The organism is Thalassospira profundimaris, assembly GCF_003326675.1.
GTDB classification, from domain to species: Bacteria; Pseudomonadota; Alphaproteobacteria; order Rhodospirillales; family Thalassospiraceae; genus Thalassospira; species Thalassospira aquimaris.
On sequence record NZ_JPWF01000002.1, the window covers coordinates 273,053 to 296,871 of the forward strand.

Annotated in this window: 22 protein-coding genes and 1 tRNA gene; 5 read left to right on the forward strand and 18 right to left on the reverse strand. The window is 53.2% G+C overall.

All coding sequences use genetic code 11. The features are described 5' to 3' along the window. Nucleotides 1–75 (forward strand) — tRNA-Gln (locus tag TH19_RS03905). A gap of 210 nt (nucleotides 76–285) precedes the next feature. Next, on the forward strand, nucleotides 286–2,196 hold the full coding sequence (locus tag TH19_RS03910; protein ID WP_181846301.1) for an ATP-binding protein: 1,911 nt from the start codon (nucleotides 286–288) through the stop codon (nucleotides 2,194–2,196). 13 nt (nucleotides 2,197–2,209) lie between these two features. Here TH19_RS03910 and TH19_RS03915 read toward each other — a convergent pair whose 3' ends face one another. From TH19_RS03915 to coxB, 15 genes are all read right to left on the reverse strand, one after another. Then, nucleotides 2,210–3,268 (reverse strand): sensor domain-containing diguanylate cyclase, encoded by a 1,059-nt coding sequence (locus TH19_RS03915; protein WP_114101025.1) that lies wholly within the window; start codon nucleotides 3,266–3,268, stop codon nucleotides 2,210–2,212. A gap of 200 nt (nucleotides 3,269–3,468) precedes the next feature. Further along, a complete protein-coding gene (locus tag TH19_RS03920; RefSeq protein WP_114101026.1) occupies nucleotides 3,469–4,194 on the reverse strand; it encodes a copper homeostasis protein CutC in 726 nt (241 codons plus the stop codon). Continuing rightward, entirely contained in the window at nucleotides 4,187–5,113 is a 927-nt protein-coding gene (locus TH19_RS03925) for an ROK family protein (protein ID WP_114101027.1), read from the reverse strand. Before TH19_RS03925 ends, TH19_RS03920 begins: the two co-directional genes overlap by 8 nt. A 147-nt stretch (nucleotides 5,114–5,260) precedes the next feature. Then, a complete protein-coding gene (locus TH19_RS03930; protein WP_114101028.1) occupies nucleotides 5,261–6,520 on the reverse strand; it encodes a M16 family metallopeptidase in 1,260 nt (419 codons plus the stop codon). 47 nt (nucleotides 6,521–6,567) lie between these two features. Beyond that, nucleotides 6,568–7,965, reverse strand: coding sequence for a threonine synthase (gene thrC / locus TH19_RS03935; RefSeq protein WP_114101029.1), 1,398 nt, complete (start codon nucleotides 7,963–7,965; stop codon nucleotides 6,568–6,570). A gap of 196 nt (nucleotides 7,966–8,161) precedes the next feature. Further along, nucleotides 8,162–8,581 carry a cyclic nucleotide-binding domain-containing protein gene (locus TH19_RS03940; RefSeq protein ID WP_114101030.1) on the reverse strand — a complete coding sequence of 140 codons (420 nt, stop codon included), beginning with the start codon at nucleotides 8,579–8,581 and terminating at the stop codon, nucleotides 8,162–8,164. Between the two features lie 125 nt (nucleotides 8,582–8,706). Then, nucleotides 8,707–10,194, reverse strand: a complete 1,488-nt coding sequence (locus TH19_RS03945; protein WP_114101031.1) for a carboxypeptidase M32 — start codon at nucleotides 10,192–10,194, stop codon at nucleotides 8,707–8,709. A gap of 110 nt (nucleotides 10,195–10,304) precedes the next feature. Then, nucleotides 10,305–11,048, reverse strand: coding sequence for an SURF1 family protein (locus tag TH19_RS03950; protein WP_114101032.1), 744 nt, complete (start codon nucleotides 11,046–11,048; stop codon nucleotides 10,305–10,307). A 9-nt stretch (nucleotides 11,049–11,057) separates the two neighbouring features. Further along, nucleotides 11,058–11,423 carry a DUF983 domain-containing protein gene (locus TH19_RS03955; RefSeq protein ID WP_114101033.1) on the reverse strand — a complete coding sequence of 122 codons (366 nt, stop codon included), beginning with the start codon at nucleotides 11,421–11,423 and terminating at the stop codon, nucleotides 11,058–11,060. A 33-nt stretch (nucleotides 11,424–11,456) separates the two neighbouring features. Beyond that, nucleotides 11,457–12,257 (reverse strand): cytochrome c oxidase subunit 3, encoded by an 801-nt coding sequence (locus TH19_RS03960; protein WP_114101034.1) that lies wholly within the window; start codon nucleotides 12,255–12,257, stop codon nucleotides 11,457–11,459. An 82-nt stretch (nucleotides 12,258–12,339) separates the two neighbouring features. Beyond that, entirely contained in the window at nucleotides 12,340–12,930 is a 591-nt protein-coding gene (locus TH19_RS03965; protein ID WP_114101035.1) for a cytochrome c oxidase assembly protein, read from the reverse strand. A gap of 13 nt (nucleotides 12,931–12,943) precedes the next feature. Further along, entirely contained in the window at nucleotides 12,944–13,084 is a 141-nt protein-coding gene (locus TH19_RS22460; protein ID WP_181846302.1) for a hypothetical protein, read from the reverse strand. After that, nucleotides 13,081–14,007, reverse strand: coding sequence for a heme o synthase (cyoE, locus tag TH19_RS03970; RefSeq protein ID WP_181846303.1), 927 nt, complete (start codon nucleotides 14,005–14,007; stop codon nucleotides 13,081–13,083). The genes TH19_RS22460 and cyoE overlap by 4 nt, the downstream gene beginning before the upstream one ends. A gap of 79 nt (nucleotides 14,008–14,086) precedes the next feature. After that, entirely contained in the window at nucleotides 14,087–15,670 is a 1,584-nt protein-coding gene (ctaD, locus tag TH19_RS03975; RefSeq protein WP_114101036.1) for a cytochrome c oxidase subunit I, read from the reverse strand. Between the two features lie 11 nt (nucleotides 15,671–15,681). Beyond that, nucleotides 15,682–16,533: a cytochrome c oxidase subunit II gene (gene coxB, locus TH19_RS03980; protein ID WP_114101037.1), complete on the reverse strand. Its 852-nt coding sequence runs from the start codon at nucleotides 16,531–16,533 to the stop codon at nucleotides 15,682–15,684. A gap of 793 nt (nucleotides 16,534–17,326) precedes the next feature. On the opposite strand from coxB, the gene TH19_RS03985 reads away from it, so the two are divergent. Then, nucleotides 17,327–18,142, forward strand: coding sequence for a hypothetical protein (locus tag TH19_RS03985; protein WP_258547817.1), 816 nt, complete (start codon nucleotides 17,327–17,329; stop codon nucleotides 18,140–18,142). 82 nt (nucleotides 18,143–18,224) lie between these two features. On the opposite strand, the gene TH19_RS03990 is transcribed toward TH19_RS03985, so the two are convergent. Further along, the gene (locus tag TH19_RS03990; protein ID WP_114101039.1) at nucleotides 18,225–18,806 is read right to left on the reverse strand and encodes a YqgE/AlgH family protein; all 582 of its coding nucleotides are present in this window, start codon (nucleotides 18,804–18,806) and stop codon (nucleotides 18,225–18,227) included. Nucleotides 18,807–19,167: 361 nt separating this feature from the next. Between TH19_RS03990 and TH19_RS03995 the strand changes: the two genes are divergently transcribed. Both TH19_RS03995 and TH19_RS04000 read left to right on the forward strand, forming a co-directional pair. After that, the gene (locus TH19_RS03995; RefSeq protein ID WP_114101224.1) at nucleotides 19,168–21,396 is read left to right on the forward strand and encodes a protein-disulfide reductase DsbD family protein; all 2,229 of its coding nucleotides are present in this window, start codon (nucleotides 19,168–19,170) and stop codon (nucleotides 21,394–21,396) included. 166 nt (nucleotides 21,397–21,562) lie between these two features. Then, nucleotides 21,563–22,042, forward strand: coding sequence for a peroxiredoxin (locus TH19_RS04000; RefSeq protein WP_114101040.1), 480 nt, complete (start codon nucleotides 21,563–21,565; stop codon nucleotides 22,040–22,042). Nucleotides 22,043–22,126: 84 nt separating this feature from the next. Here TH19_RS04000 and TH19_RS04005 read toward each other — a convergent pair whose 3' ends face one another. Beyond that, entirely contained in the window at nucleotides 22,127–22,531 is a 405-nt protein-coding gene (locus TH19_RS04005; protein WP_258547818.1) for a hypothetical protein, read from the reverse strand. Between the two features lie 208 nt (nucleotides 22,532–22,739). Continuing rightward, nucleotides 22,740–23,657: a protein phosphatase CheZ gene (locus TH19_RS04010; RefSeq protein ID WP_114101226.1), complete on the reverse strand. Its 918-nt coding sequence runs from the start codon at nucleotides 23,655–23,657 to the stop codon at nucleotides 22,740–22,742. Nucleotides 23,658–23,819 lie beyond the last annotated feature (162 nt).

Below are 23,819 nucleotides of genomic sequence, written 5' to 3' on the forward strand. Positions count from 1 at the left end.
TGGGGCGTGGCCAAGTGGTAAGGCATCGGTTTTTGGTATCGTGTACCGTAGGTTCGAATCCTACCGCCCCAGCCAAGACAAACCGCTTTGAGGTTCTCCTCAAAGCGGTTTTCTTTTTACCTGATGGCTGCCTTTTCTCAACCTTTGGAAAACTGATCGTTGCACGCTGCTCGAATTGCGCGTGACAGTCCCCATATTCACACTGTAGCGTTCAACTGTCTGGCAATGGACCAAGGTCCTGACGACAGAAGTCCTTGGGGCAGAATGTTATTTCAGGGGGATCAAATGACGACAGGGGACACAGAAAATCGTGATAGTACGCAGACTTTACTGCGGCCGCGCGATGTTGTGATCCCTTTCCGCAAGCGTATCCTGATTGCTACCGCACTGATCCTATGCCTTATTCTGACGGACGGGGTTGTTGATTACGTTACCGAACATGCCCGTCAGGAAACCGCCCTTCAGATCAATATGAGTGGCCGTCAAAGGATGCTGAGCCAACGTATCAACGGCTTTAGCCAGATACTGGCCAGAAACGATCAAACGACGGCCGTAGAAGACAGCGAAATCCGTCTTGCCCTTCGCGATGCCATCGACTTGATGGAAAGTTCGCACCGGGCACTGGTGAATGGCAGTCAAAAACTTGGTTTGCCACCCTCGGATGGTGCCATTCGCGATTATTACCTTGAAGGCACCCCCTCCCTTGATCGCGAAGTGCGATCCTTCCTTGCCGCGGCCAAGCGGGTTCTGGAAAGCAACACTCCCAATTACAGCAGCATCCTTTCCCTTGATGCGGAATATATCCGACGGGCCGCCTTCAGGCCGTTACTTGAGATGCTTGATCGTGCTGTAACACTTTATCAGCGCGATGCCGAACGCCAGCTTATGATCAGCACCCAAGTATCGTTTGCGATGCGTGGCGCCATGATCCTAAGCATTTTCGGGGTGATGTTTGGCATTGTCTGGCCGATGATTGCGATCATACGCAGCAGCCTTCATCAGTTTGCCGAAGAACGAAATCGCGCCAATGCCGCCAGTCAGGCCAAGTCGGAATTTCTGGCCACCGTCAGTCACGAAATCAGAACCCCGATGAACAGTATTCTCGGACTTTCCGGATTACTGGCCAAGGGCGAGATGGCAGCAAACCTGCAACGCTATGCCATTTTGATCAATGAGTCGGCCAAGGCCCTTATGGTTATCGTCAATGACGTCCTTGATCTGAGCAAGATCGAGGCGGGCAAACTTGAAATCGAACATATTACCTTCTCGCCACAAGATGTTGTCCGCAACACCATCAGCAGCTTTGGCAGTGTGGCTGCCGAAAAGAAACTGGAGCTGCGCACCATCATCGCCGACGACACCCCGGCCCTTGTCGAAGGCGACCCGACCAGATTACGCCAGATATTGTCGAACTTTGTCGCAAATGCCCTGAAATTCACCGAGGCCGGGAATGTCACCGTCAATATGTATCGCAGCGATCGCCTGTCCGAACATTGGGCCGATGTTGTCGTGTTGCGACTGGAAGTAAGTGATACAGGGATCGGTTTTGATGAGGTAACGAAGAAAGGCCTGTTTGAGGCCTTTAGCCAGGCGGATCAGTCAACCACGCGCAAATACGGGGGCACCGGACTTGGACTTGCCATTGCCAAACGCCTGACCGAAGCAATGGGTGGCAAGATCGATGCATCCGCCGTCCCCGGCGAAGGTGCGACATTTTGGGTCGACATTCCCTTCACACCGGTGCATCCGGCCCTGACTGATCCGGACAGGGGATCAACGCGCTTCCTTCATGACCTTTCTGGCAACGAAGAAAAGGAAGAGCCGTCGGGTGATATCCGGAAAATACTTGTCGTTGATGACAAGGAACTCAACAGGATTGTCATAGGGGCGTTTCTTGAAAAAGGCCCCTATGAGGTCAGCTATGCCTGTGATGGCCGGGAAGCTGTCGAAATGGCGGTAGAAACCGGATTTGACCTGATCCTGATGGATGCGCAAATGCCGGTCATGGATGGATCAGAGGCCCTTCATGCCATCCGCAAGACACCCGGCCCATCACGCAATGCACGCATTATCGTTGTAACAGCCGACGCCCTTGAACAGGCCGAAAACCGGTATCTTGCCATTGGGTTTGACGGCTATCTGTCCAAACCCCTGACACAGGAAATTCTGGCCCGCGTTCTGCGGACCATGAATTGAGCCAATCACGCGGTTAGAAACAATCACCCTGACGCGATCCTTCGCGGCCAACCTGTTTGGATTCATGCATTGCGATGTCGGCACGCGACACCAGTGTCTCGACCGTGTCGCCCGGTTCCGCAATCCCGAGACCAATGCTGAGATTAAGGTGCAATTCATCATCTCCGGCGCGGAAATCGGCTTCGCGGACACGATCACTGAGACGTTGCAGATATTTAAGCGCCCCGGCGGCACCGGTTTCCGGCATCAGGATCAGAAATTCTTCGTTGCCCCACCGCGCAATCACATCGGTTTCCCGCATCAGCTCCGACGAAACCTTGGCAAACAGTTCAAGCGCCTTGTCACCGGTATCATGACCATATTCGTCATTCAGCTGCTTGAAGTTGTCGTAATCCAGCAAACCGACAATCAACTGCTTCTCATAACGTTTGGCGCGTTCGAGTTCGGCTTTGAGGCATTTCTGCATATAGCGACGGTTATAAAGCCCGGTTAACGGATCATGGGTCGCCAGACGTTCGACTTCCTTGCGGCTGGCCTCAAGCGCATAGGAATCGCTCATACGACCGATCGTTTGACCAAGCCACGATGCAAACAGTCGAACCAGTTCTATATCGGTTGCTGAAAACGCGCGGGTCGGTTCCGGGCTTGAGAAATTGAGCGTACCATAACAGACACCGTCAACCATGACCGGCGCACCCAGATAGGCCTCCAGCCCGAAATTCTGGTAGCAGGGATGGGTACGGACTTCACTGTCCCCGACATGATGGAAGCCACACACGTCATCAGCATTGATCACGTGTACGCAATAGGTATTGCCAAGTTCGAACGCCATACCCGGTGTCAGAGCGTTTTCAGGATGTCGCGCCTGTTGGATTTCGTATTTGTTATCGACAATTTTGCTGAAAATACCGATTGGTAGTCCGAAATGCTCGGTTCCCAATTTCAGAATGGCATCAACACGTTGTTCAAAACTCAGATCCTGCGAGGCGGTAATCTGATGCAACTGGCTCAGTGCATGTTCGGTTGGCTGCCTGCTTGCAGAAGTCGCGCCACCATTCTGTTCTGTATTCATTCTCTCACCAACCGTTGCATCATTAACAGCCACAGGGAACCGCCCAATGGCATATGTCAAAACGTAGATTTATGCGAGGCTGCTTAACGAACAATTACCGCCCCTAACCTATTAAGATTAGACTGGTTCCATACGTTTGCATAAGGCTTTCCGCTGCGCGGATCGCAAGTTTCGAAGTCCTGTGCCAAATAGCATTCGCATCACCGTTTCATGGCCGCCTTCAACGCCCGCACCCGATCCGTATCAACCGATACCCGCCCGGCATCATAGCCCGATCCCGCCGCATCGCGCTTGCAGGACGCATGAAGTTCATCTGCCCCGGTGACATCAAGGATATCGCTGGCATTTGCCGCAGTCACCCCCGCGCCGGGCAGGATGACGATCCGGTTCCTTGCCTCCGTGATCAGGTGCGCAATGACATTGCGCCCTGTCATCGCATCAGGCGCACCACCACTGGTCAGAACCCGGTCAAATCCAAGCTCAATTGCCTGTTCAAGTCCAGCCAACGGATCAGAAAGTTGATCAAAGGCACGATGCAAAGTCGTTTGCAGACCTTCGCAAGCGGTAATCAGATCCTTTAGGGTCGGCTTATCAAGGACCCCCGCATCATTAAGCACCCCAAACACCACTCCGGCGGCACCATGTTCACGGGCCAGGGAAATTTCGCGTTTCATGATCGCAATTTCGGACGCGTCATAGCGGAAGTTCCCCGGACGCGGACGGATCATCACCATACAGGGTGCGGGAATATCGGATATCCGTTCCATCGCACCCGGACTTGGCGTCAATCCGCCAACTGCCAGCGCAGAACAATATTCAATACGGTCGGCACCGGCATCAACCGCGCTTAGGGCATCCTGAAAACTTTCAACACAGATTTCCAGCATTGGGTGATACTGCTGACCTGATCCCTGCTTGTCAGTCATTGGTCGTTACAGTCCGCTGACCAAGATGCAGCATTGCCGCCCCGCGAAGTCCCCCGTCCTTTGCAAAGGTGCCCGGCACAACGAGTGGGGCGTCGTAACGCCCCAGAACACGATCACGCACCAATCCATCAATTGTGGAAATGATGACTTTCTCCGATGCCATTCCACCGCCCACGGGCACGCAATCGGGATCAAGAACATTAACCATCAGGGCAAGTTCGCGTGCCACCAGTTCGCAATAAATTTCGACCGCACGTGTGGCATGGGCATCCCCGGCACGCCAGGCATCGGTGATTTCAAAACTGGTGACCGGATTACCGCTTATCTGGGAATGGATATGTTCAAGACCGCGCGCACCACCCCATGCATCAAGGCATCCTGTCTGGCCACAGCCACATTGAACCGGGGCAAGGCCGTTACGGATCAAAGTACCGGTGACGTCGTTGCCATGGCCCCATTCGCCGCGAATGCCGCTTTTCCCACCGATGAAATGTCCATCAACAACAATCCCGCCGCCAACACCGGTCCCAAGAATAATGGCAAAGACAGTTCGGGAATCTTTGGCAGCCCCGCTGATTGCCTCGGCCAGGGCAAAACAATCGGCGTCATTTTCCACCAGAACTTTGCGGTTCAGGATGGTTGAAAGTTCCGCAGCCAACCGCCATCCCTTGATCGCCGGAACATTGGCCGAAATGACGGCACCCGTTTGCGGATCAAGCCCGCCAGCATAACTGATACCGATATCAGGACGTTCACCAAACTCGGTATCGGCATCGCCGATCAGATCTTGAATGGCTGCGACAAATGCATCCAGATCGTCCTTGGGTGTTGGCATCTTGCTGTGAAGCATGACGTCACCGGCATCACTAAACACCCCGAACTCGATCTTTGATCCGCCTATATCAAAGGCATATTGCATCGCGCCTACCCCGCCTTATCGTTAAAGCATATTGCCTTAAATCTGCTTTGGATATGGGGATACACCAACATGTTTGCCCCAGCAAAAGGAAACGGCACCTGCCCGTCTGGACAAGTGCCGTCATTAGTCATGCAAGATCGTGTGTGATCAGCCGCGCAAACGCGCTGCCAGATCATCATATCCGGGCATCTGGTCAACCGGGCCGAGGGCCGTGATGGTTGGTTTACCATCCAAAAGCGCCTTGCCGGACCGCCGTACACTTTCGATATCGACCGCATCAATCTTGGCGACGATTTCTTCCATGGTTTGCGGGCGGCCGAAAATCTGGATTTGACGAGCAAGGGTTTCACAGCGACCGGAATTGCTTTCCATCGCCATCACCACCGACGCCTTAAGCTGTGCACGGGCACGGGTGACTTCTTCCTCGGTCAGATCATTGGTGGCACGCACCAGTTCATCACACATGACCGGCATCAGTTCGGCAATGTCATTTGCCCCGGTCCCGGCATAGATCGAGAACAGGCCACCATCAACATAATGCGACGAGAAGCTGTAGACCGAATAAACCAGCCCGCGCTTTTCGCGGATTTCCTGGAACAGACGCGATGACATGCCACCACCCAACAGGGTGTTGAACACCTGAAGGTCATAGAAACTGTCATCAGTGTAGGACACAGTCGGAAGACCGAAAATCACATGAACCTGTTCCAGTTTGCGGTTTTCGATCCGGCTGCCACCTTCGTATTTAAGGGGCTCCATATCATGTTCTTCATGGACCGGCAGGCCGTCGAATTTCGACGCGACCATATCGACGACGCGGTTATGTTCGACCTTGCCCGATGCCGAAAACACCATGCGTTTCGGGCTGTAACGGCGCGACATGTAATCAAACAGATGATCACGCGTCAGCGACGATACGTTTTCCGGACTTCCAAGGATCGAGCGCCCCAATGCCTGATCAGGAAGGGCTGTTTCCTGGAAATAATCGAAAATGATGTCGTCGGGCGTATCATTGGCCTGACCGATTTCCTGCAAGATCACCTGACGTTCGCGTTCAAGTTCCTTGGCATCCAGCGTGGAATGCTGAAGGATATCGGCGATAACGTCGATGGCGAGTTCCTGATCTTCGTGCAGGACCTTGCAGTAATAGGCCGTGTTTTCACGCGACGTATAGGCATTCATCTGCCCGCCGACAGCTTCGATTTCCTCGGAAATCTGAAGCGCAGAACGACGACGCGTGCCCTTGAAGGCCATATGTTCAAGCATATGGGAAATGCCGTTGATATCGGGCGTCTCGTTACGAGCACCAACATCAACCCAAGTACCAAGGGCCACTGACTGCACATGGTCAAGGCGGTCGGTCGCGACAATCATCCCATTGTCAAGCTGGGTAAGCTCGACTGTCATATAGCATTACTCCTGTTTTTCACATCACACCCAATCATAACCGATCTTCAGGCCGCACGCCGGTTTTTACGGACATGCGCCATCAAGGTCGCGACATCATTGGACATGGCTTCGACCTTTTCCGGTCGGTCATATAGATCAGAAAGACGCGGCGGCAAGTCCGGATAGATACCGGAGGCCTGCTTGACCGCATCGGGGAATTTCGCCGGATGTGCGGTTGCCAGTGCCACCATCGGCACCGACTTGTCACGGTTGCATTCGCGGCCCGAAACAATGCCGATCACGGAATGCGGATCAACCAGTTCACCACTGGTTTCCAGAATATCCTTGATCGCAGCTTTGGTCGCGTCGTCATCAAGACGATAACCGTCAAAATGTTCACGGGCACGGGCGAACTGCCCTTGCGACATTTCCATCACCCCGGTTTCACGGAACTTGGTCAGCATCTCGGCAATCGCCAGACCATCGCGGTCATAAAGATCAAACATCAAACGTTCAAAGTTCGAGCTGACCTGAATATCCATCGACGGGCTAAGGGACGGTTCGACACCTTCCATCTTCATCACGCCAGTTTCAAAGAAGCGCGCCAGAATGTCGTTGCGGTTTGCCCCAACGACAAACTGCTTGATCGGAAGGCCCATCTGCATCGCTGCATAACCGGCATAGACATTGCCAAAGTTACCCGACGGGACAGAGAAGGAAATTTCGCGTTCCGGCGAACCAAGCTGCACACCAGCCCAGAAATAATAGGCGATCTGGCACATGATGCGCGCCCAGTTGATCGAGTTGACCGCAGACAGGCCAACTTCATCCCGGAAGCCATGATCATTGAACAGGGCCTTGACCAGATCCTGACAATCATCAAACGATCCTTCGACCGCGATGTTATGAACGTTGTCAGAAAGGATCGTCGTCATCTGACGGCGCTGAACTTCCGAAACGCGACCTTTGGGATGCAGAATGAAAATGTCGATATTTTCACGATCACGGCACGCCTCGATCGCGGCAGATCCGGTATCACCGGATGTTGCACCGACAATCGTGATGCGCTCACCACGCTTGGCCAGAACATGGTCAAACAGACGGCCAACCACCTGAAGCGCATAATCCTTGAAGGCCAGGGTCGGACCATGGAAAAGTTCCATCACCCAGTCATTGGCACCAAGCTGTTTCAGCGGGGCGACGGCTTCGTGATCAAAACCGTTATAGGTATCTTCCAGAATGGCCTTAAGGGCCCCGTCATCAACAGTGCCGGCAACAAATGGCTGGATCACTTTGAAGGCGACTTCGGCATATGTCAGAGTTCGCAGCGCACGAATGTCATCCTTGGAAAAAGTCGGCCAGGTTTCGGGGACATACAGACCACCATCACGGGCCAAACCGGCAAGAAGAACTTCATCGAACTGCAATACGGGGGCGCTTCCCCGCGTGCTGACATAACGCACTAGACCTGCTCCTGCATAAGGCGAATACCAGTTCCGTGCATTCGGGCAAAAATCGCACCAAAACACACTCCAACGCCTGAGTTAGTGAGGGGTTGGGCCGATATAGTCAAGGGACAATCAAGCAGAGCAGCCGTGTCATACGCATTATCGCGCAAGCACTTGCTAAATGACGGACAAACAGCGGAAATACCGCTACTTAATCGTGAAGGGATATGCCATGTTCCTTAAGCTTGGCCTCGGCAAGGGCGGCACGTCGTACCACCGTTCGATAGTTACCAAGCAGGATTCGCAAAATCGCGCGGATGAAACGATCTGAACCCGACATCTTCTTTTCAAATGTCTGGCGATTGATCGCAATCAGAACGGTGCGCTCGGTCGCACGTGCTGACGCCATCCGGGGCTGATTATCGACCAGGGCAAGTTCACCGAACAAACCACCGGCTTCAATCGTGCCAAGAATGACTTCCTCGTCCCCGTTCATGGTTTTGAAGACTTCAACTTTGCCTTCTTGTACCACATAGGCCGCGTTTCCCGGTTTGCCTTCCCGGAAAATAACCTGATCCGTGGCAAAGACCTGTCGATCCATGACCTTCTTGTTGCCGTCGGTTATTCCCATATAACAGAAACGCCTGTGAAGATTAAAACGGGCTAGACCAATGTATAAGCGATTGGTATTACTGAACAATCCAGTACATTCGCGCCGATTAATACTAGCATATTACTGCGGGCATTCAATCGGTTTTACGCACCGTACCTGTTGATCATATGGGCCTTGAAGGCGTCAACACCAAGAACCGAACCTGTTGCCGATTTCAAAATCTCGTCCGTCGAGCGGCTCGATGCCTGACGATGGATATTTTCACCGAGCCAGGTCATCAACGGCGCGAAATCGCCACGTGACAAGGCTGCCGGAATTTCCGGGTTCGCGGTCTTCGCTGCGGCAAAAATCTGCGCCGCAGACATCGCGCCAAGGGTGTAAGTCGGGAAATAGCCCCATGCCCCGGATGGCCAATGGATATCTTGCAGGCATCCGTCGCGGTCATCTGGTGGCGTGATGCCCAAAAGCTTTTGCATCATGTCGTTCCATGCGCCGGGAAGGTCGGCAAGCTTCATATCGCCTTCGATCAGGGCACGTTCAATGCGATAGCGCATGATCACATGGGCCGGATAGGTAACCTCGTCGGCATCAACACGGATTAGGCCCGGCTCAACCCGGGTGTAAAGCCGATGCAGGTTCTGCGCATTCCAAGCCGCGTCATCACCACCAAAGGCCTGTTTGAAAACAGGGCCCGCATAGGTCAGGAATTCCTCGGACCGGCACGCCTGCATCTCAATCAGAAGCGACTGGCTTTCATGCATGGTCATACCGCGTGCCTTGCCAACCGGCTGGTTCCGCCAGTCTTTAGGCAGGCCGCGTTCATACATCGCATGGCCGGTTTCGTGCAAAACCCCCATGATCGCCGAGGTAAAATCATTCTCGTCGTAGCGCGTGGTGATACGCACATCATCAGGAATGCCACCGCAGAACGGATGATGCGAAATATCAAGACGCCCATGGGCGAAATCAAACCCGACCGCCTTCATCAAATCCAGACCAACCCGGTTTTGCGTTTCAATCGGGAACGGCCTGGTTGGCAGAACCGGTTTGTCTTCACTTTTTTGACGTTCGATGACATCGGATGTGAAATCCGGCAGGAACGCCTCAAGCTCGGCAAACAGCGTATCTATGCGGTCCGAGCGCATCATCGGATCATACTGATCAAGCAGCGCATCATAGACCGACGTTCCAAGGGCATCGGCCTTTGCCTTGCCCGCTTCGATCGACAGATCGAGAACTTCCTGCAATTTCGGCAGAAGCCCCTTGAAGTCATTGTCCGCACGTGCGGTCCGCCAGGCAACTTCACACCGGGTTTCGGCACGCGACATTTTTTCCACCAGATCAGATGGAACCGCAGTGCCATGAACCCATTTGCGTTTCATCTCGCCCAGGTTGGCTTTTTGCCAGTCATCAAGCGCCTCGCCCTCGGCCTGGGTAATCAGATCACCGAGTTCCGGCGCCTTCATCATTTCGTTTTCCAGAACGCTCAACGTTGCCAGCTGTTCCGAACGCGCCTCTGCCCCGCCATCCGGCATGATCGCCGCCATATCCCAATGCAACATCTGACTGACATCAGACAAAACATCCATGCGATGGAAGCGGGCTTCGAGCTTTTTATATGCGTCGGTCATCGGGGCTCCTTGGCGTTGCTGATATCAGGTCAACGCCGCGTTCTGGTCATTCGGCTAGACGGATCAAGACAGGAAAACTACGCCCCATCGGGGCAGCAGGGCCACACGGGTTATGCGGCCTTGCTGTTTGTGTCTGCGTCTTTTTTGTCATCATTCGGGCGACGATGATACAGGACGAAAATCACAATCAACGACAAGGCAAGGCTGTACCAGGTGATCGCATATTCAAGGTGGTTATTTGGCAACTCAACCTTTGCCTGCCCGCCCATCGGCAACCCGCCCGCAACCGGTGTGTCATCAAGTTCCAGATAATACCGGCTTGCCAGATCGGCACCCGTATCTTCGGCCATGTGATCGACATCGACATAGAACCACTGATTTGCCAGAGGATCATTTTCCGGCTGCGCCCAATGTTTGGTTTTGGGCAAACGCAGAACGCCGGTCACGTGGACCTGTCCATCGATCTGGCTTTGCGGGCGCGTTTTCGGATCACGGTTTTCTGCCGGAACCCAGCCACGATTGATCAGAATGATCCGGCCATCTTTTTGTTCAAGCGGGGTGATCAGCTGGAAACCGATATTGCCGCGCTGGGTGCGCGCCATCAGGTATTTTTCCTGATCGTTCAGGTAACGCCCCTCGGCAAAGGCGGCGCGAAATGCCATTTCGGGTTCGACAACCGTATCAATCGGAACCGCAATCGGCGGCATATGCGACTGTGCCTGACGCTGTTCAATCAGGCCCTGTTTCCAGAACAGTCTGTCGACCTGCCAGGATCCAAGCCCCAGCAGGATGATCAAAGACAACCCGACGCAAATTTTCATCGCCAGACTAGGGCGCGTTTTAAGTAAAGACATTAACTGAAATCAGTCCTGTTGGGATGTCGATCTATGACGATATTGCAGCGCCACCATGAGACCTTTTAACGGCCTAAGCAAGGCCAGTGTCACACCAACAATCACCGGGCCCCACAAAAGCGCATGCAACCACAAAGGCGGCATATAGCGCATTTCGACCCAAAGCGCCACGGGAACGACCAGAAACCCGAGGATAAAGATAATGAAAACAGCAGGCCCGTCACCGGCATCGTGACCGCGCATATCCAAACCACACACGTCACATTTCTCGCGCACGGTCAAATAGCCGGAAAACAGCTTTCCCCCACCGCAGCGGGGGCATTTGCATGCCAGCCCGGTACGAATGGGGGAAATGTTTGGATAATAATCATCCATGATCTTGGACCCGGCCTTTCGGGTCAGAGCGGCTTATTCGCCGCCCCAGATATAGACTGCAAAGAACAGGAACAGCCAGACCACGTCAACGAAGTGCCAGTACCAGGCTGCTGCTTCCAGACCGAAGTGGTGATCAGGTTTGAAGCCACCCTTGATCGCGCGCATAAGGCAGACGGCCAGGAACACCGTTCCGACAAATACGTGGAAGCCGTGGAAACCGGTCGCCATGTAGAAGGTCGAAGAATAGATGTTGTCAGCAAAGCCAAACGCAGCGTGGCTATATTCATATGCCTGCAGGCACAGGAAGATCACGCCAAGCGCCACGGTGATTGCCAGCCCCTGGACCATGTCCTTTTTCTTGCCTTCGATGCAGCCATGATGCGCCCAGGTAAGGGTGCAGCCCGACAGCAGCAAGATAAGAGTGTTCAGGAACGGCAAATCCCACGGATCAAGAACTTCGACACCTGCTGGCGGCCATTCGGTTACGCCCGGGCTGAAGATCACAAAGGCATTGTGGAAGAATGCCCAGAAGAAGGCGACAAAGAACATCACTTCGGATGCGATGAACAGTGACATGCCATAGCGCAGGCCGATCTGAACGACCTTGTTATGGTAAATCTTTGACTCGCTGATTACGTTGCTCCACCAACGGAACATCACAAACAGGATGCCTGCAATCCCGATCGCCGCCAGCCAGAAATCTGCCGGTGCGCGATCCGAATGCATGAACATGACCATGCCACCAGTAAACAGACCAGCCGATGCTGCCGCGACAAGCGGCCACGGGCTTGGGTCTACCAGGTGGAACGGATGTTTCTGAGCATGATCACTCATTCCTTGCCCCCCTCAATCCTTACAAAAGAAATTCAAGTCGCTTTGTTAAACTGAGACATACAGTCCGCCGATAAGCGTTCCGTCAGCCTCCCTGATCTTCTTCCCCGCCTGGTGCTTCAACCGTGGCATCTGCCTTGAAGAAGGTATAGGACAGGGTAATTGTCTTCACGTCTTGGGTATTGATGTCTTCTGCAATGGCAGGATCAACATAGAAACTGACCGGCATGTCGACGCGCTGTCCCGGTTCAAGGGTTTGCTCGTCAAAACAGAAACACGCGATCTTGTTGAAATATTGCCCTGCCTTAAGTGGTGTAACATTGTAAACCGCCTGCCCCGTGACCGGTTTGACAGACATGTTTTCGGCCACGTAATAGGCCAGATTGTCTTCGCCAAGATGAACGGTGATTTCGCGCTGTTCGGGTTTAAATTGCCATTGCAGGCCCGAGTTTACATCCGCGTTGAACCGGACCTTGATGGTTCTTTCGGAAACCGCAACAGGTGCCTCGGTCGCGACCTGGGTTGTTCCACCAAACCCGGTCACCTGACAAAACAGCTTGTAAAGCGGCACCGACGCATAAGCCAGACCGACCATCGCGCCGACAACAAACACGCAGCTAAACAGGATCTTCCTGTTCTGCGCCTTTGTTTTATCAATCGGCTTCTGATCGGTCATCGTGCCCGGTTTCCTAGCTCATCTTCAAAATCGTAATCGCAAAGAACAGTGTCGCCAGACCACCAAGGATGATCAGGAACACCAGATTCTTCTTTTTGCGCTTGGCAAGATACGCCTCAAGCTCGGCCTTGTTGTCCTGTGCCTGTTCGCTCATGCCATAAATCCAACCAGCCAAACATCCGCAACCATCGCCCCGAACAGGACAAACAGATACAGGATGGAATATCCAAACATCTTGTGCGGCGCGCGTTCTTCAGCATCGCGCAACACGCGGATCGCATGGCGCAAGAACAGAAGCCCGGTCAGGCCTGCCGTCACACCATAAAAAACTCCCAGCAACCCGGTCGCGACCGGCACAAAGGTTACCGGCAAAAGCAGAATGGTATAGATCAGCATCTGCTTTTTGGTTGCCGCTTCACCGGCCACTACCGGCATCATCGGCACCCCGACCTTGGCGTAGTCACCGCAGCGGAACAGGGCCAAAGCCCAGAAATGCGGCGGTGTCCACATAAAGATAATCATAAACAGCGCAATCGAATTAAGGTCGATCCCGCCGGTCACCGACGCCCAGCCGATCATCGGGGGGAAGGCCCCGGCGGCACCGCCAATGACGATATTTTGTGGTGTGCTGCGTTTAAGCCACATGGTGTAAACGAAAACGTAGAACGCAATCGACACCGCCAGCAAAGCCGCAGCCGCAAAATTGATGGCAACCGCCATAACGGTCACCGAAACGATCGACAAAGCAATGCCCAGTGAAAGGGCTTCGTCTGCCGGTACGCGCCCCGCCGGGATGGGCCGGTTCTGGGTGCGTTTCATGTGGATATCGATATCGCGATCATACCACATGTTAATTGACGCAGCCGCGCCACTGGCGACAGCGATACAGGCGATTGCCACGAGTCCCAGAAACGGATGGATCGATCCCGGGGCAATCAACAGACCAACAGCACCGGTGAAAACCACAAGGGTCATCACACCGGGTTTGAGCAACGCGATATAGTCGCGCACCTCGGAAATCGGCAGCTGAGCTGCGTTTTCAAGCGCAATGGTCTGGTTAGCAACCTGCTTGGTCATGGAACTCTGGTCTTCTCTTCTTGGGGCGGAAAGGCGTCCCCCGCAAATAGGGTATGCGGGGGACTTAAACCAGTGTCACTTACTTGATACGCGGCAGTTCGTCAAAGGTATGGAACGGCGGCGGAGAGCTGACGGTCCATTCCAGGGTATCTGCGCCTTCGCCATACGGATTTGCTTCGGCTTTCTTGCCACGGATGAAGGCATGCGCCACCACACCGAGGAAGAAGATCGTCGCGGCAAAGGAAATATAGGCACCATAAGACGATACAAGGTTCCAGCCTGCAAACGCATCCGGGTAGTCGGCATAACGACGTGGCATACCGGCCAGACCCAGGAAGTGTTGCGGGAAGAAGGTCAGGTTGACGCCGATAAAGAAGAGCCAGAAGTGGATCTTCGCACCAAGATCAGAAATCTCGTAACCCGACATTTTGCTGAACCAGTAATAGAAGCCCGCAAAGATCGAGAAGACGGCACCAAGTGACAGAACATAGTGGAAGTGCGCCACAACGAAGTAGGTGTCATGCAGCGGCAGATCCATGCCCGAGTTCGCCAAGATCACACCTGTCACACCGCCCACAGTGAACAGGAAGATAAAGCCGATAGCCCAAAGCATCGGAGCACGTAGGGTAATGGAACCACCCCACATGGTCGCAATCCACGAGAAGATTTTGACGCCTGTCGGCACCGCAATCACCATCGTTGCCGCGGTGAAATAGGCACGGGTGTCAACATCCATGCCGACCGTATACATGTGGTGCGCCCACACGATAAAGCCGACAACACCGATCGCAACCATCGCGTAGGCCATGCCGAGATAACCAAAGACCGGCTTGCGCGAGAAGGTCGAAATGATGTGGCTGATGATGCCGAAGCCCGGCAGGATCATGATGTAAACTTCCGGATGCCCGAAGAACCAGAACAGATGCTGATACAGGATCGGGTCACCGCCACCGGCCGGATTGAAGAAGTCCGTGCCAAAGTTACGGTCGGTCAGAAGCATAGTGATTGCGCCACCAAGAACCGGCACAGCCAGAAGCAGCAGGAAGGCCGTTACCAGCATTGCCCATGCAAACAGCGGCATCTTGTGCAGGGTCATGCCCGGCGCGCGCATGTTAAAGATGGTGGTGATAAAGTTCACCGCACCAAGGATCGAGCTGGCACCGGCAAGGTGCAGGGCAAAGATCGCCATATCGACCGATGCATCCGGATGGCCAATCACGCTCGAAAGCGGCGGATAAACGGTCCAGCCCGTACCGGCACCGCTGCCAACAACGGCAGACAGCATCAGCAGCAGGAAGGCCGGAACGATCAGCCAGAACGAAATGTTGTTCAAACGCGGGAACGCCATGTCCGGCGCGCCGATCATGATCGGAACGAACCAGTTGCCAAAACCACCAATCATGGCGGGCATGACAACAAAGAACACCATGATCATGCCGTGTGCGGTCACAAGCACGTTGAAGAACTGGTGATCTTCAATGATCTGGGTTCCCGGATGCGCCAGTTCCATACGGAACCAGACCGAGAACGCGCCACCGATCAAACCGGCGATCACTGAGAAAATAAGATAAAGAGTCCCGATATCCTTATGGTTGGTTGACAGGAACCAACGGGTAAAGAAACCGGGGGTATGATCGTGATCATGTGTGTCAGCGTGAGCCATCAATCTCTCCCTCACTCTGCCGATGCCACTGATACCGATGACGGCAAGTCAGCAGATGCGAACTGTTCTTGAGCCTTGGCTACCCAGGCTTTGTATTCTTCCATGGTAACAGCTTTGACTGCGATCGGCATATAGGCATGGTTCACACCACACAGCTCCGAACACTGCCCATAGAGCGTCGTACCGGCATATTCACCCGGAATGCGGGTCCAGGTTTCATTCAGACGGCCCGGTACGGCATCAAGTTTGATGAAGAGAGACGGCATGGCCCAGTTATGGATCACGTCATCAGACGTCATGATCAGACGGATATTCTGATCAACAGGCAGAACAACCGGGTTATCAACATCCAGAAGGCGGTTCTTGCCTTCGGCAACAGCCGTGTCCTCATCGATCATGAGGGAATCAAACGTGAAGTTGCCGTTATCGGGATACTCGTATGTCCAATACCACTGTTTGCCGATGATCTTGAGCGTAAGGTCGGCATCCTCGACACGGTCTGCAAAATACAGCAGACGGAACGACGGGATCGCGATGACAAGAAGAATAAGCACCGGAACAACAGTCCAGACCACTTCCAGAAGGGTGTGGTGAGTTGTTTTCGACGGCACCGGATTGCGCTTGGCGCTGAAGCGGAAAAGCACATACAGCAGCAGCAACAGAACGATCACGGTAATGATCGTCATCAACCACGTCAGCAAAATAAAGAAATCATGGCCTTCAACGGCCACAGGAGAAACCGGCTTTTGCAGCCCAAGCTGCCACGGCGCGGGTTGACCAACAGCAGCAAGTGCCGAAGCATCAAACCCGACGATTACCGCCAATCCCAACAGAAAGATGGGAAATAGCTTCTTGATCGACATGCGAATCTGCCCCCTCGCATTACATCTCAAGGCGATATGCCTCAATTTTCTCCGCCCCGATCCCGATGATTGATCCGATGACGGCCCCTCTCAAGGACATTATCACGTCTCAACCAAAGATTAAGCACAGAACGGGCCAGAGCATTTCCTCTGACATATCTTATTCTTAATAAGCCTGCACCCGAAAGTACATCTGTAAGGCAGGCAAATAGCGTATCTTCGGCACCTATTCCAGAAAAAACCTCGCTGCAATGCACAAAAAATGTATTTGATAAAGTTTCAAATTATCGCTGTGGTTTCACTGAAAACATTCGAAAATACCCACCCTTAGATAGAAAAACAGCCATTCCCGGAGCGAGATTTCGACGCATTCCAGATTTATTGCTTTGCAATATAATCGGAAAGAGACTTTGGAATCTCTTCAACCAATGGATAAATTGCGTGCCCGATTTTCGCACCGTGTCACGACACGTTTCGGCACCTCGTACCGCTACGTCTTATTGGCGTTTTGCCAAAAGGCTCTTTCGAAGGGCGAATATTCGGTAAGCATTTGTTTACGAACGCGATTCGCACGCGTGCAAGAAGTACGGACAATTACGGATATCGCGCTGAAACTATGCTCTGACACCTTGAAATACAGGCAATTTGTCGCATATCAGTAAAATGAAATTGGTTGGCTAGATTGACTTGGGGGACTATTCTACCCAAACGTATGCATCCAGACATCCACGTGGGGTGGCCGCCATGCAACATTTTGGCCCGGATGCCGACTGACAATAACAGAGGTTCGCGAATGGCTCGTCAAGGTAGCAAAAGACTCTTTACCGCCGAGATGCGGCTCCTCAATAAACTTGAAAATATGACCGATATGGTCGCCTTTCCGACGGAAATGCCAACCGAAGGACAGGGCGCTGGCGGGGCAGATTTGTCCAAGCTTCATACTGCGATCGAGGACCTCAAGCTTGAGCTTTTGTCCGACATCCGCATCATGATTGAAGAACAGAAAAAGCTGAACAATCAGTCCAATGATGATGAGCAGGAAGATGCCCGCAAGGAACTGCGCCTTCTGAAAACCGAAATTCGTGCACTGGCACATTCGATTCAGGAAACCAAACGCGAAATCGCAGCCCTTTACACGGCACCGGAAGACAATAGCGGCACCCGCATCAATATCGTCAAAGGCGAACTTGATTCTGTCGTGGCCGCAACCGAAGACGCCACAGCAAACATCCTCGAAACCGTTGAAAAGATTGATTCGGTTGCCCACAATATCCGCTCTGCCGCACCCGATGAATACACACAGGGCCTGGCCGACGATATCGTTGAACTTGTGGTGAAGGTCTTTGAGTCCTGTAACTTCCAGGACCTGACAGGTCAGCGCATCACCAAGGTTGTCAACACCATGAAATATATCGAGGAACGCGTGAACCGCGTGATCGAAATCTGGGGTGATGATGACTTTGCCGACTTTGATCTGCCGCCTGATCCCAAAGGGCTCGACAACCTAGATAAAACTGTCACCAAGGCACCACAGAACGCACAGCGCGTCAGTCAGGACGAAGTGGACCAGATCTTCTCGCAAGCCGAGATTGATGCTCTGTTTGATTGATGTGACGCCCTGTCACGTCAAACGACAAAAGCCTGCCACATCGGCAGGCTTTTTCTTTGGCATTCACGTGGATAACCCGGCCTCAAGCGTGACCAGCTTCGCCCGACAGCAATTCAGGAGCAAAGCCCAGTTTGGAAAACGCCTGTTCCCATTTATCTTCGCAATCAACATCAAACAGAAGATCCGGGTCCGCATCGACATGCAGCCAGCCATTGGCAAGAATTTCACTTTCAAGCTGGCCACTACGCCATCCGGCATAACCCAGTGCGAGGATGCGGCTTTTTGGTCCCTCGCCCAAGGCAATCTGTTCAAGGATATCAACCGTCGCCGTCACCGAAACACCCGGATCGACATGCAGGGTCGCCTCGTTTGAGAAATCGGTGGAATGCAGGACAAATCCACGGCTGCTTTCGACCGGGCCGCCAAAATGAACCTGAATATCTTCGATGGTTGGTGCCGGACGCGCGATGCCAAGCTGCTCTAGCAATTCCGGGAAGGTGATGCTGTCGATCACGCGATTGATGACCAACCCCATCGCCCCGTCCTGATTGTGGGCGCAGATATAGACAACACTTTGCGAAAAGCGCGGATCACGCATGCCCGGCATTGCCACCAGTAACTTGCCGCCCAGATATTCGCCTGTGTCTTTACTACGCTCAGCCATCTCGCAACTCTTTCTATCCTGTTTCACAAAGCCTAGCGCGATTATCGGTTGATTACCATCAAGAACCCCGGAAACAGTGACAAAACATCCACCGTTTGCACCACTTCTCTCTATTCCAGATGTGGGGATTAGGTTCCACCACCGCCAACATTTAGCCGAACTTTTCTACCATCCAAAGATGTCGACAAACCGCGAAATTGAGCCAAAGCAATGACGCCAACTGATAAACCGGTCACATAGTCGTGGCTTGATTTGATCAGCAGACCGGACTACGCCTTCTTCTATGGTCATTTGCCCAGATTGCGCCACATGCATGACCCAGAATTCGTCTGTCAAATATCGGCTATTCAAGGACCAAGACGTGCTACGCCACCTGATCATTCGTTTTTCATTATTGATAATCTTTCTGGCCCTGTCCCTTGGCGCAACAGGCGTGGCCAATGCCGCCTCGGACATGGTGTCGAAATGGGTTGATGAAGACTTCGCGTCAGTACGTCTGATCGGTGCCCAGACACATATCAACGGTTCAGATACCCTGCGCCTTGGTCTTGAATTTGAATTGCAGCCCGACTGGAAAATTTACTGGCGCAGTGCCGGGGATGCCGGTTTCCCGCCGCAGCTTGACTGGGCCGGATCACAAAATGTCGGCGATGCAGAAATTCTTTGGCCTGCTCCGCACCGTTTTTCGATCTTTGGTCTCGAAACATTCGGCTACAAGAATCATATCATTCTGCCGATTGATGTCGCCATTCCCGATCCCGACAAGCCAGTCTTTGTTGATCTGAATGTTGACTATCTGGTGTGCAGTGACATTTGCATCCCTTCAAGCGCCAGCTTCACACTTGATATCCCGACATCGGCAACCGGAACTGATGGCGCAAGCACCTCGATCATCAGTAATCAGGCCCACCAGATTGAAAAGTTCGTCTCGCGGGTTCCTCTGACGGGCGATGATCTTCCGGTATCTATGACCAGCCTTGTACTTGATGAAAGCGGCGGCCAGCCGATCTTGCATCTGGGTATCAAAGGTCTGGCAAGTGCCGGTGTCAGCATTGACGACATCCTGATCGAAAGTACCCTGCGTGCCGGCTTTGGCAGTCCGAAGCCCGGCACGGCAGCGGGAAATAGTGCGGAAGACATACAGTATTTTGACCTTGCTGTTTTCGGACTGGCGAACGACCAAACCCTTGATCAGCAACCGCTTACCATCACGGTAATAGCCGGGGCTTTGTCCGTCGAACAACCTGTTGTTGTCGGCGCAACCTTCCCCCAAAGCGGGACCACAACAGCGCCCCCCGCGTCACCATCGCAGGCCAGCACCAGTATTTGGTTGATCGCGGTCTTTGCCTTGCTTGGCGGGCTGATCCTGAATGTGATGCCCTGCGTATTGCCGGTGCTGTCGATCAAGGTCATGTCCGTGATCAATGTCCGCGAACAGGATATCATGCAGGTCAGATACGGCTTCCTTGCCAGTGCAGCAGGCATTATCACGTCCTTCTGGCTGATCGCCGCCGTACTGGTTGGCATCAAGCTGGCGGGCGGATCTATCGGCTGGGGCATTCAGTTCCAGCAACCATTGTTCCTGACCGTCATGACCATCATTCTGGCGCTGTTTGCCCTGAATATGTGGGGACTGTTTGAAATCACAGGTCCGAACGAACTGGGTAATGCGGCCAATGACGCGATTACGGATCAGGAAAACCGTGGTCACCACCTGAGCAGTCATTTCCTGACCGGCATGTTTGCCACCTTGCTTGCCACTCCGTGTTCTGCACCGTTCCTTGGCACCGCCATCGGGTTTGCACTGGCCGGGAGTATCGCGGATATCTTCCTGATCTTTACCTTGCTTGGTATTGGTCTTGCCCTGCCCTATCTGGCGATTGCCATTCAGCCCCGCGTCGCACATCTGCTGCCTAAGCCGGGACGCTGGATGAATGTGGTGAAGGTCATTCTTGGGCTGGCACTGATTGCAACGGCGATCTGGCTGTTGGGTATCCTGTCGGTTCAGGTTGGCCTTAACGGTGCCATTGCGGTTGGCCTTGGCCTTGTTATCGGGTGCATCTTTGTCTGGGCCCGGTCCCGTAGCACCAACCTGCGTCCGCGCTTTACCTTTACCGCCCTTGCGCTGACCGGCTTCATGGTCGCGCTGTTTGCACCGGGCTTTACCAAGCCGCCAGCATCGGCAGGCATGGCAAAAGGGTCAGGACAGCTTGAATGGCAGGCTTTCGCCCCGGAAACCATCCCGGCCCTTGTCGCAAGCGGCAAAACGGTTCTGGTTGATGTCACAGCCGAATGGTGCGTCACCTGCCAGGTCAACAAGAAGCTGGTTCTTGAAACAGCGGACGTTATTGATGTGCTTGGCGGTGATGACATTGTCCTGATGCAGGCCGACTGGACCCGCCCTGACCAGAAGATCGCCGATTATCTGGCGTCCTATGGGCGATTTGGCATCCCGTTCAATGCAGTGTTTGGTCCAAGCGCACCTGAAGGCATCCTGCTTTCGGAGCTTTTGCGCAAAGACATGGTGCTTGATGCCCTGCAATCAGCCAGCGGCAACAAGATCAGAAGCCTTGCCGATCGCAATCCGTAACCACACATCAATGAGCAGCAATTTGAACAGCCTCAAACGGCCCAGAATTCAAGTTCTTAAAAACTCTGCTTCATAGCATTGAATGTCTGGTGAATTTGTAGTTTGATTCACCACCAAGTCATCCTTCGCGCAATCAACGGGATTGCGCATTCACACGGAGATACCCATGACCATCACAGTCGGCAATGAGATCCCGGACGTTACCCTGTTCCGCGCGACCAGCGACGGCCCGGAAGCCGTCAATGCCAAAGAATTTTTCGCAGGCCGCAAAGTTGTTCTGTTTGCTGTTCCGGGTGCCTATACCCCGACCTGCTCTGCCAAGCATTTGCCGGGTTTTGTTGCCAAAGCTGATGAAATCAAGGCCAAAGGCGTTGATGAAATTGCCTGCCTGGCATCCAACGATGCCTTCGTGCTTCAGGCATGGTCGGTAAGTGAAAAAGCCGACAACATCACCATGCTTTCGGATGGCGATCTTTCATTCGTTGACGCAACCGGTTTGGAACTGGATCTGACCGGTCGTGGTCTTGGCAAACGCGCCAATCGCTTTGCCATGATTGTTGATGACGGCAAAGTCACCCATCTTGCTGTTGAAGAACCGGGCGTATTTGAAGTTTCCAGCGCCGAAGCGGTACTTGCGAAACTCTGATCCGGCTTGGGGAACAGACCTACAAGCACAGAAAGCTCCGCAGGCACCTGCGGAGCTTTTCTTGTTTAGGCCATCACTTAATTCTTAGCGCGGCAGCAGGACCGGAATCGGTTCTTCATTGCTGTCATAATCGCATTCGAATGTCGGATTGGTGTGTTTTGCAATGAAATGCACAACACCTTCACGGAAGGTCCCTTTGATCGGTGACCAGCTCATGAAAACACCGCCGCGGCCGTCATATTCGCGAATGTCCGGGTCACGTGCGAGTTCCTGGAAACTGTGTCCAAGATCCTCGGTTGCGCCTGCAACCAACCAGGACGGTTTCAAACCGCCATGCCAAAGCAGATAAACACCACCGACACCGTTCAAGCCGAGATCTCTGATATCATCAAGCATGAACAGACGATAGTAATCCCCACGCGGACTCTTACGCCATTTGATATCCTGCGCCTTGGGCTGACGGATACCACCAAGAGACCAAAATCCCATTGCAACCTCCAAGCACGCTAAAACGCGTGCAACCGTATGTTACACGCATCCCAACAACGCTTATTATTCTTATAGGTAAAAAACTACCCCAACATATGTAAACGATTAGTTGACATCAAAAGTCAGTAAATCGCCAATTCCTCCTTCTTCGGAAGGATAGGGTTAGTCTGTTACCTTAAATATGGGAGGAAAAACAAGGTTTTCATCCTTAATCGAACAATTTGTCGATGTCGTCCTGGCTGATACCCTCGCCTTCGAGTTGCGGACCATTCAATAGATCAGCATCCTCAATGACTTCTTTATCTGCACCTTCGGGCATCGGAAGATCGGCAAATGCGTCTTCGCCCCAGATCAGGATCATGTTGTGAACGCGCTCTTCAACGAATTCGAGTGTGCGGACAACCTTGTTAATGCGCTGCCCGGTAATGTCCTGGAAGTTACAGGATTCAAAGATTTTCGTTACGATAAACGCAATCTGTTCAACGTGATCGGCAACAAAATCACTCGGCGCCGAGTTTTTAAGCGTCATCGCCAGATCGTCAATCTGCTCGGCTGATTCCAGAATGGTATGTGTTGCCATCTCGGTATCCTTGACGATGGCGTCAAGCTCGGAAGCAGCACTGACCAACCGGTCGTCCCGCGCCTTTGGGTGGCGCAGCGATGCGATCTGGATTTTGGCCTTGTGGATGTGCTCGTTCATTTCTTCGATCTGGGTACGAATCAGTTCCAGATCGTCACGGTCGGGTTCGGATGCACCGGGCCGGTTGCTATGTGTAAAGGTGCTTGAAACCGGCTCAGGTAATTCATCAATCGGTGCATCGTTCGAGGCAACCGGTGCCGCCATAACGGCGTCGCTATTGATTGTTGCACCGGATGCCACTGCTTCGCGCAATTGCGAAACTTCACCGCGCAAGGCGCGAATTTCATCGAGTACAGCCTGCGTCAAACCCGATGGCTCGGCCACCGCACCTGGGGATGGCAAAGAAGAAGGCATGGCTGCACCTGCACCCATTCCACTTTCCAGCGACGGATCAAAGAATGAATCCGACCAATCTTCTACGACCCCACCTGTCCGCTCTTTTAACCGACGTTCGGCAGTAAACACCTTCTGAACACGACGAGACATGATTGACTTCAAACCTCCAGAACGGGCAAGGCCCGTTCACCAAATCCCCAAACGCACCGTTTAACGGTGTCGTTCATTACCTTTCGAACAAGTATAAAGGTGCAGATTGCAACAAGTCCAATGGGTTTCAAGTACAAGTCCTTGAAAAAGAACACCCCGGCC

Excerpts from the sequence above, each read along its gene's own strand:
- cyoE (WP_181846303.1), bottom strand. The coding sequence starts at position 14,007 with ATGACCAAGCAGGTTGCTAACCAGACCATTGCGCTTGAAAACGCAGCT.
- TH19_RS03910 (WP_181846301.1), top strand. The coding sequence starts at position 286 with ATGACGACAGGGGACACAGAAAATCGTGATAGTACGCAGACTTTACTG.
- TH19_RS03920 (WP_114101026.1), bottom strand. The coding sequence starts at position 4,194 with ATGACTGACAAGCAGGGATCAGGTCAGCAGTATCACCCAATGCTGGAA.
- TH19_RS03915 (WP_114101025.1), bottom strand. The coding sequence starts at position 3,268 with ATGAATACAGAACAGAATGGTGGCGCGACTTCTGCAAGCAGGCAGCCA.
- TH19_RS22460 (WP_181846302.1), bottom strand. The coding sequence starts at position 13,084 with ATGAGCGAACAGGCACAGGACAACAAGGCCGAGCTTGAGGCGTATCTT.
- TH19_RS03955 (WP_114101033.1), bottom strand. The coding sequence starts at position 11,423 with ATGGATGATTATTATCCAAACATTTCCCCCATTCGTACCGGGCTGGCA.
- TH19_RS03965 (WP_114101035.1), bottom strand. The coding sequence starts at position 12,930 with ATGACCGATCAGAAGCCGATTGATAAAACAAAGGCGCAGAACAGGAAG.
- TH19_RS04000 (WP_114101040.1), top strand. The coding sequence starts at position 21,563 with ATGACCATCACAGTCGGCAATGAGATCCCGGACGTTACCCTGTTCCGC.
- TH19_RS03960 (WP_114101034.1), bottom strand. The coding sequence starts at position 12,257 with ATGAGTGATCATGCTCAGAAACATCCGTTCCACCTGGTAGACCCAAGC.
- TH19_RS03945 (WP_114101031.1), bottom strand. The coding sequence starts at position 10,194 with ATGACCGACGCATATAAAAAGCTCGAAGCCCGCTTCCATCGCATGGAT.
- TH19_RS03950 (WP_114101032.1), bottom strand. The coding sequence starts at position 11,048 with ATGTCTTTACTTAAAACGCGCCCTAGTCTGGCGATGAAAATTTGCGTC.
- TH19_RS03940 (WP_114101030.1), bottom strand. The coding sequence starts at position 8,581 with ATGGGAATAACCGACGGCAACAAGAAGGTCATGGATCGACAGGTCTTT.
- TH19_RS03990 (WP_114101039.1), bottom strand. The coding sequence starts at position 18,806 with ATGGCTGAGCGTAGTAAAGACACAGGCGAATATCTGGGCGGCAAGTTA.
- TH19_RS04005 (WP_258547818.1), bottom strand. The coding sequence starts at position 22,531 with ATGGGATTTTGGTCTCTTGGTGGTATCCGTCAGCCCAAGGCGCAGGAT.
- ctaD (WP_114101036.1), bottom strand. The coding sequence starts at position 15,670 with ATGGCTCACGCTGACACACATGATCACGATCATACCCCCGGTTTCTTT.
- TH19_RS03925 (WP_114101027.1), bottom strand. The coding sequence starts at position 5,113 with ATGCAATATGCCTTTGATATAGGCGGATCAAAGATCGAGTTCGGGGTG.
- TH19_RS04010 (WP_114101226.1), bottom strand. The coding sequence starts at position 23,657 with ATGTCTCGTCGTGTTCAGAAGGTGTTTACTGCCGAACGTCGGTTAAAA.
- TH19_RS03930 (WP_114101028.1), bottom strand. The coding sequence starts at position 6,520 with ATGACAGTCGAGCTTACCCAGCTTGACAATGGGATGATTGTCGCGACC.
- coxB (WP_114101037.1), bottom strand. The coding sequence starts at position 16,533 with ATGTCGATCAAGAAGCTATTTCCCATCTTTCTGTTGGGATTGGCGGTA.
- TH19_RS03985 (WP_258547817.1), top strand. The coding sequence starts at position 17,327 with ATGGCTCGTCAAGGTAGCAAAAGACTCTTTACCGCCGAGATGCGGCTC.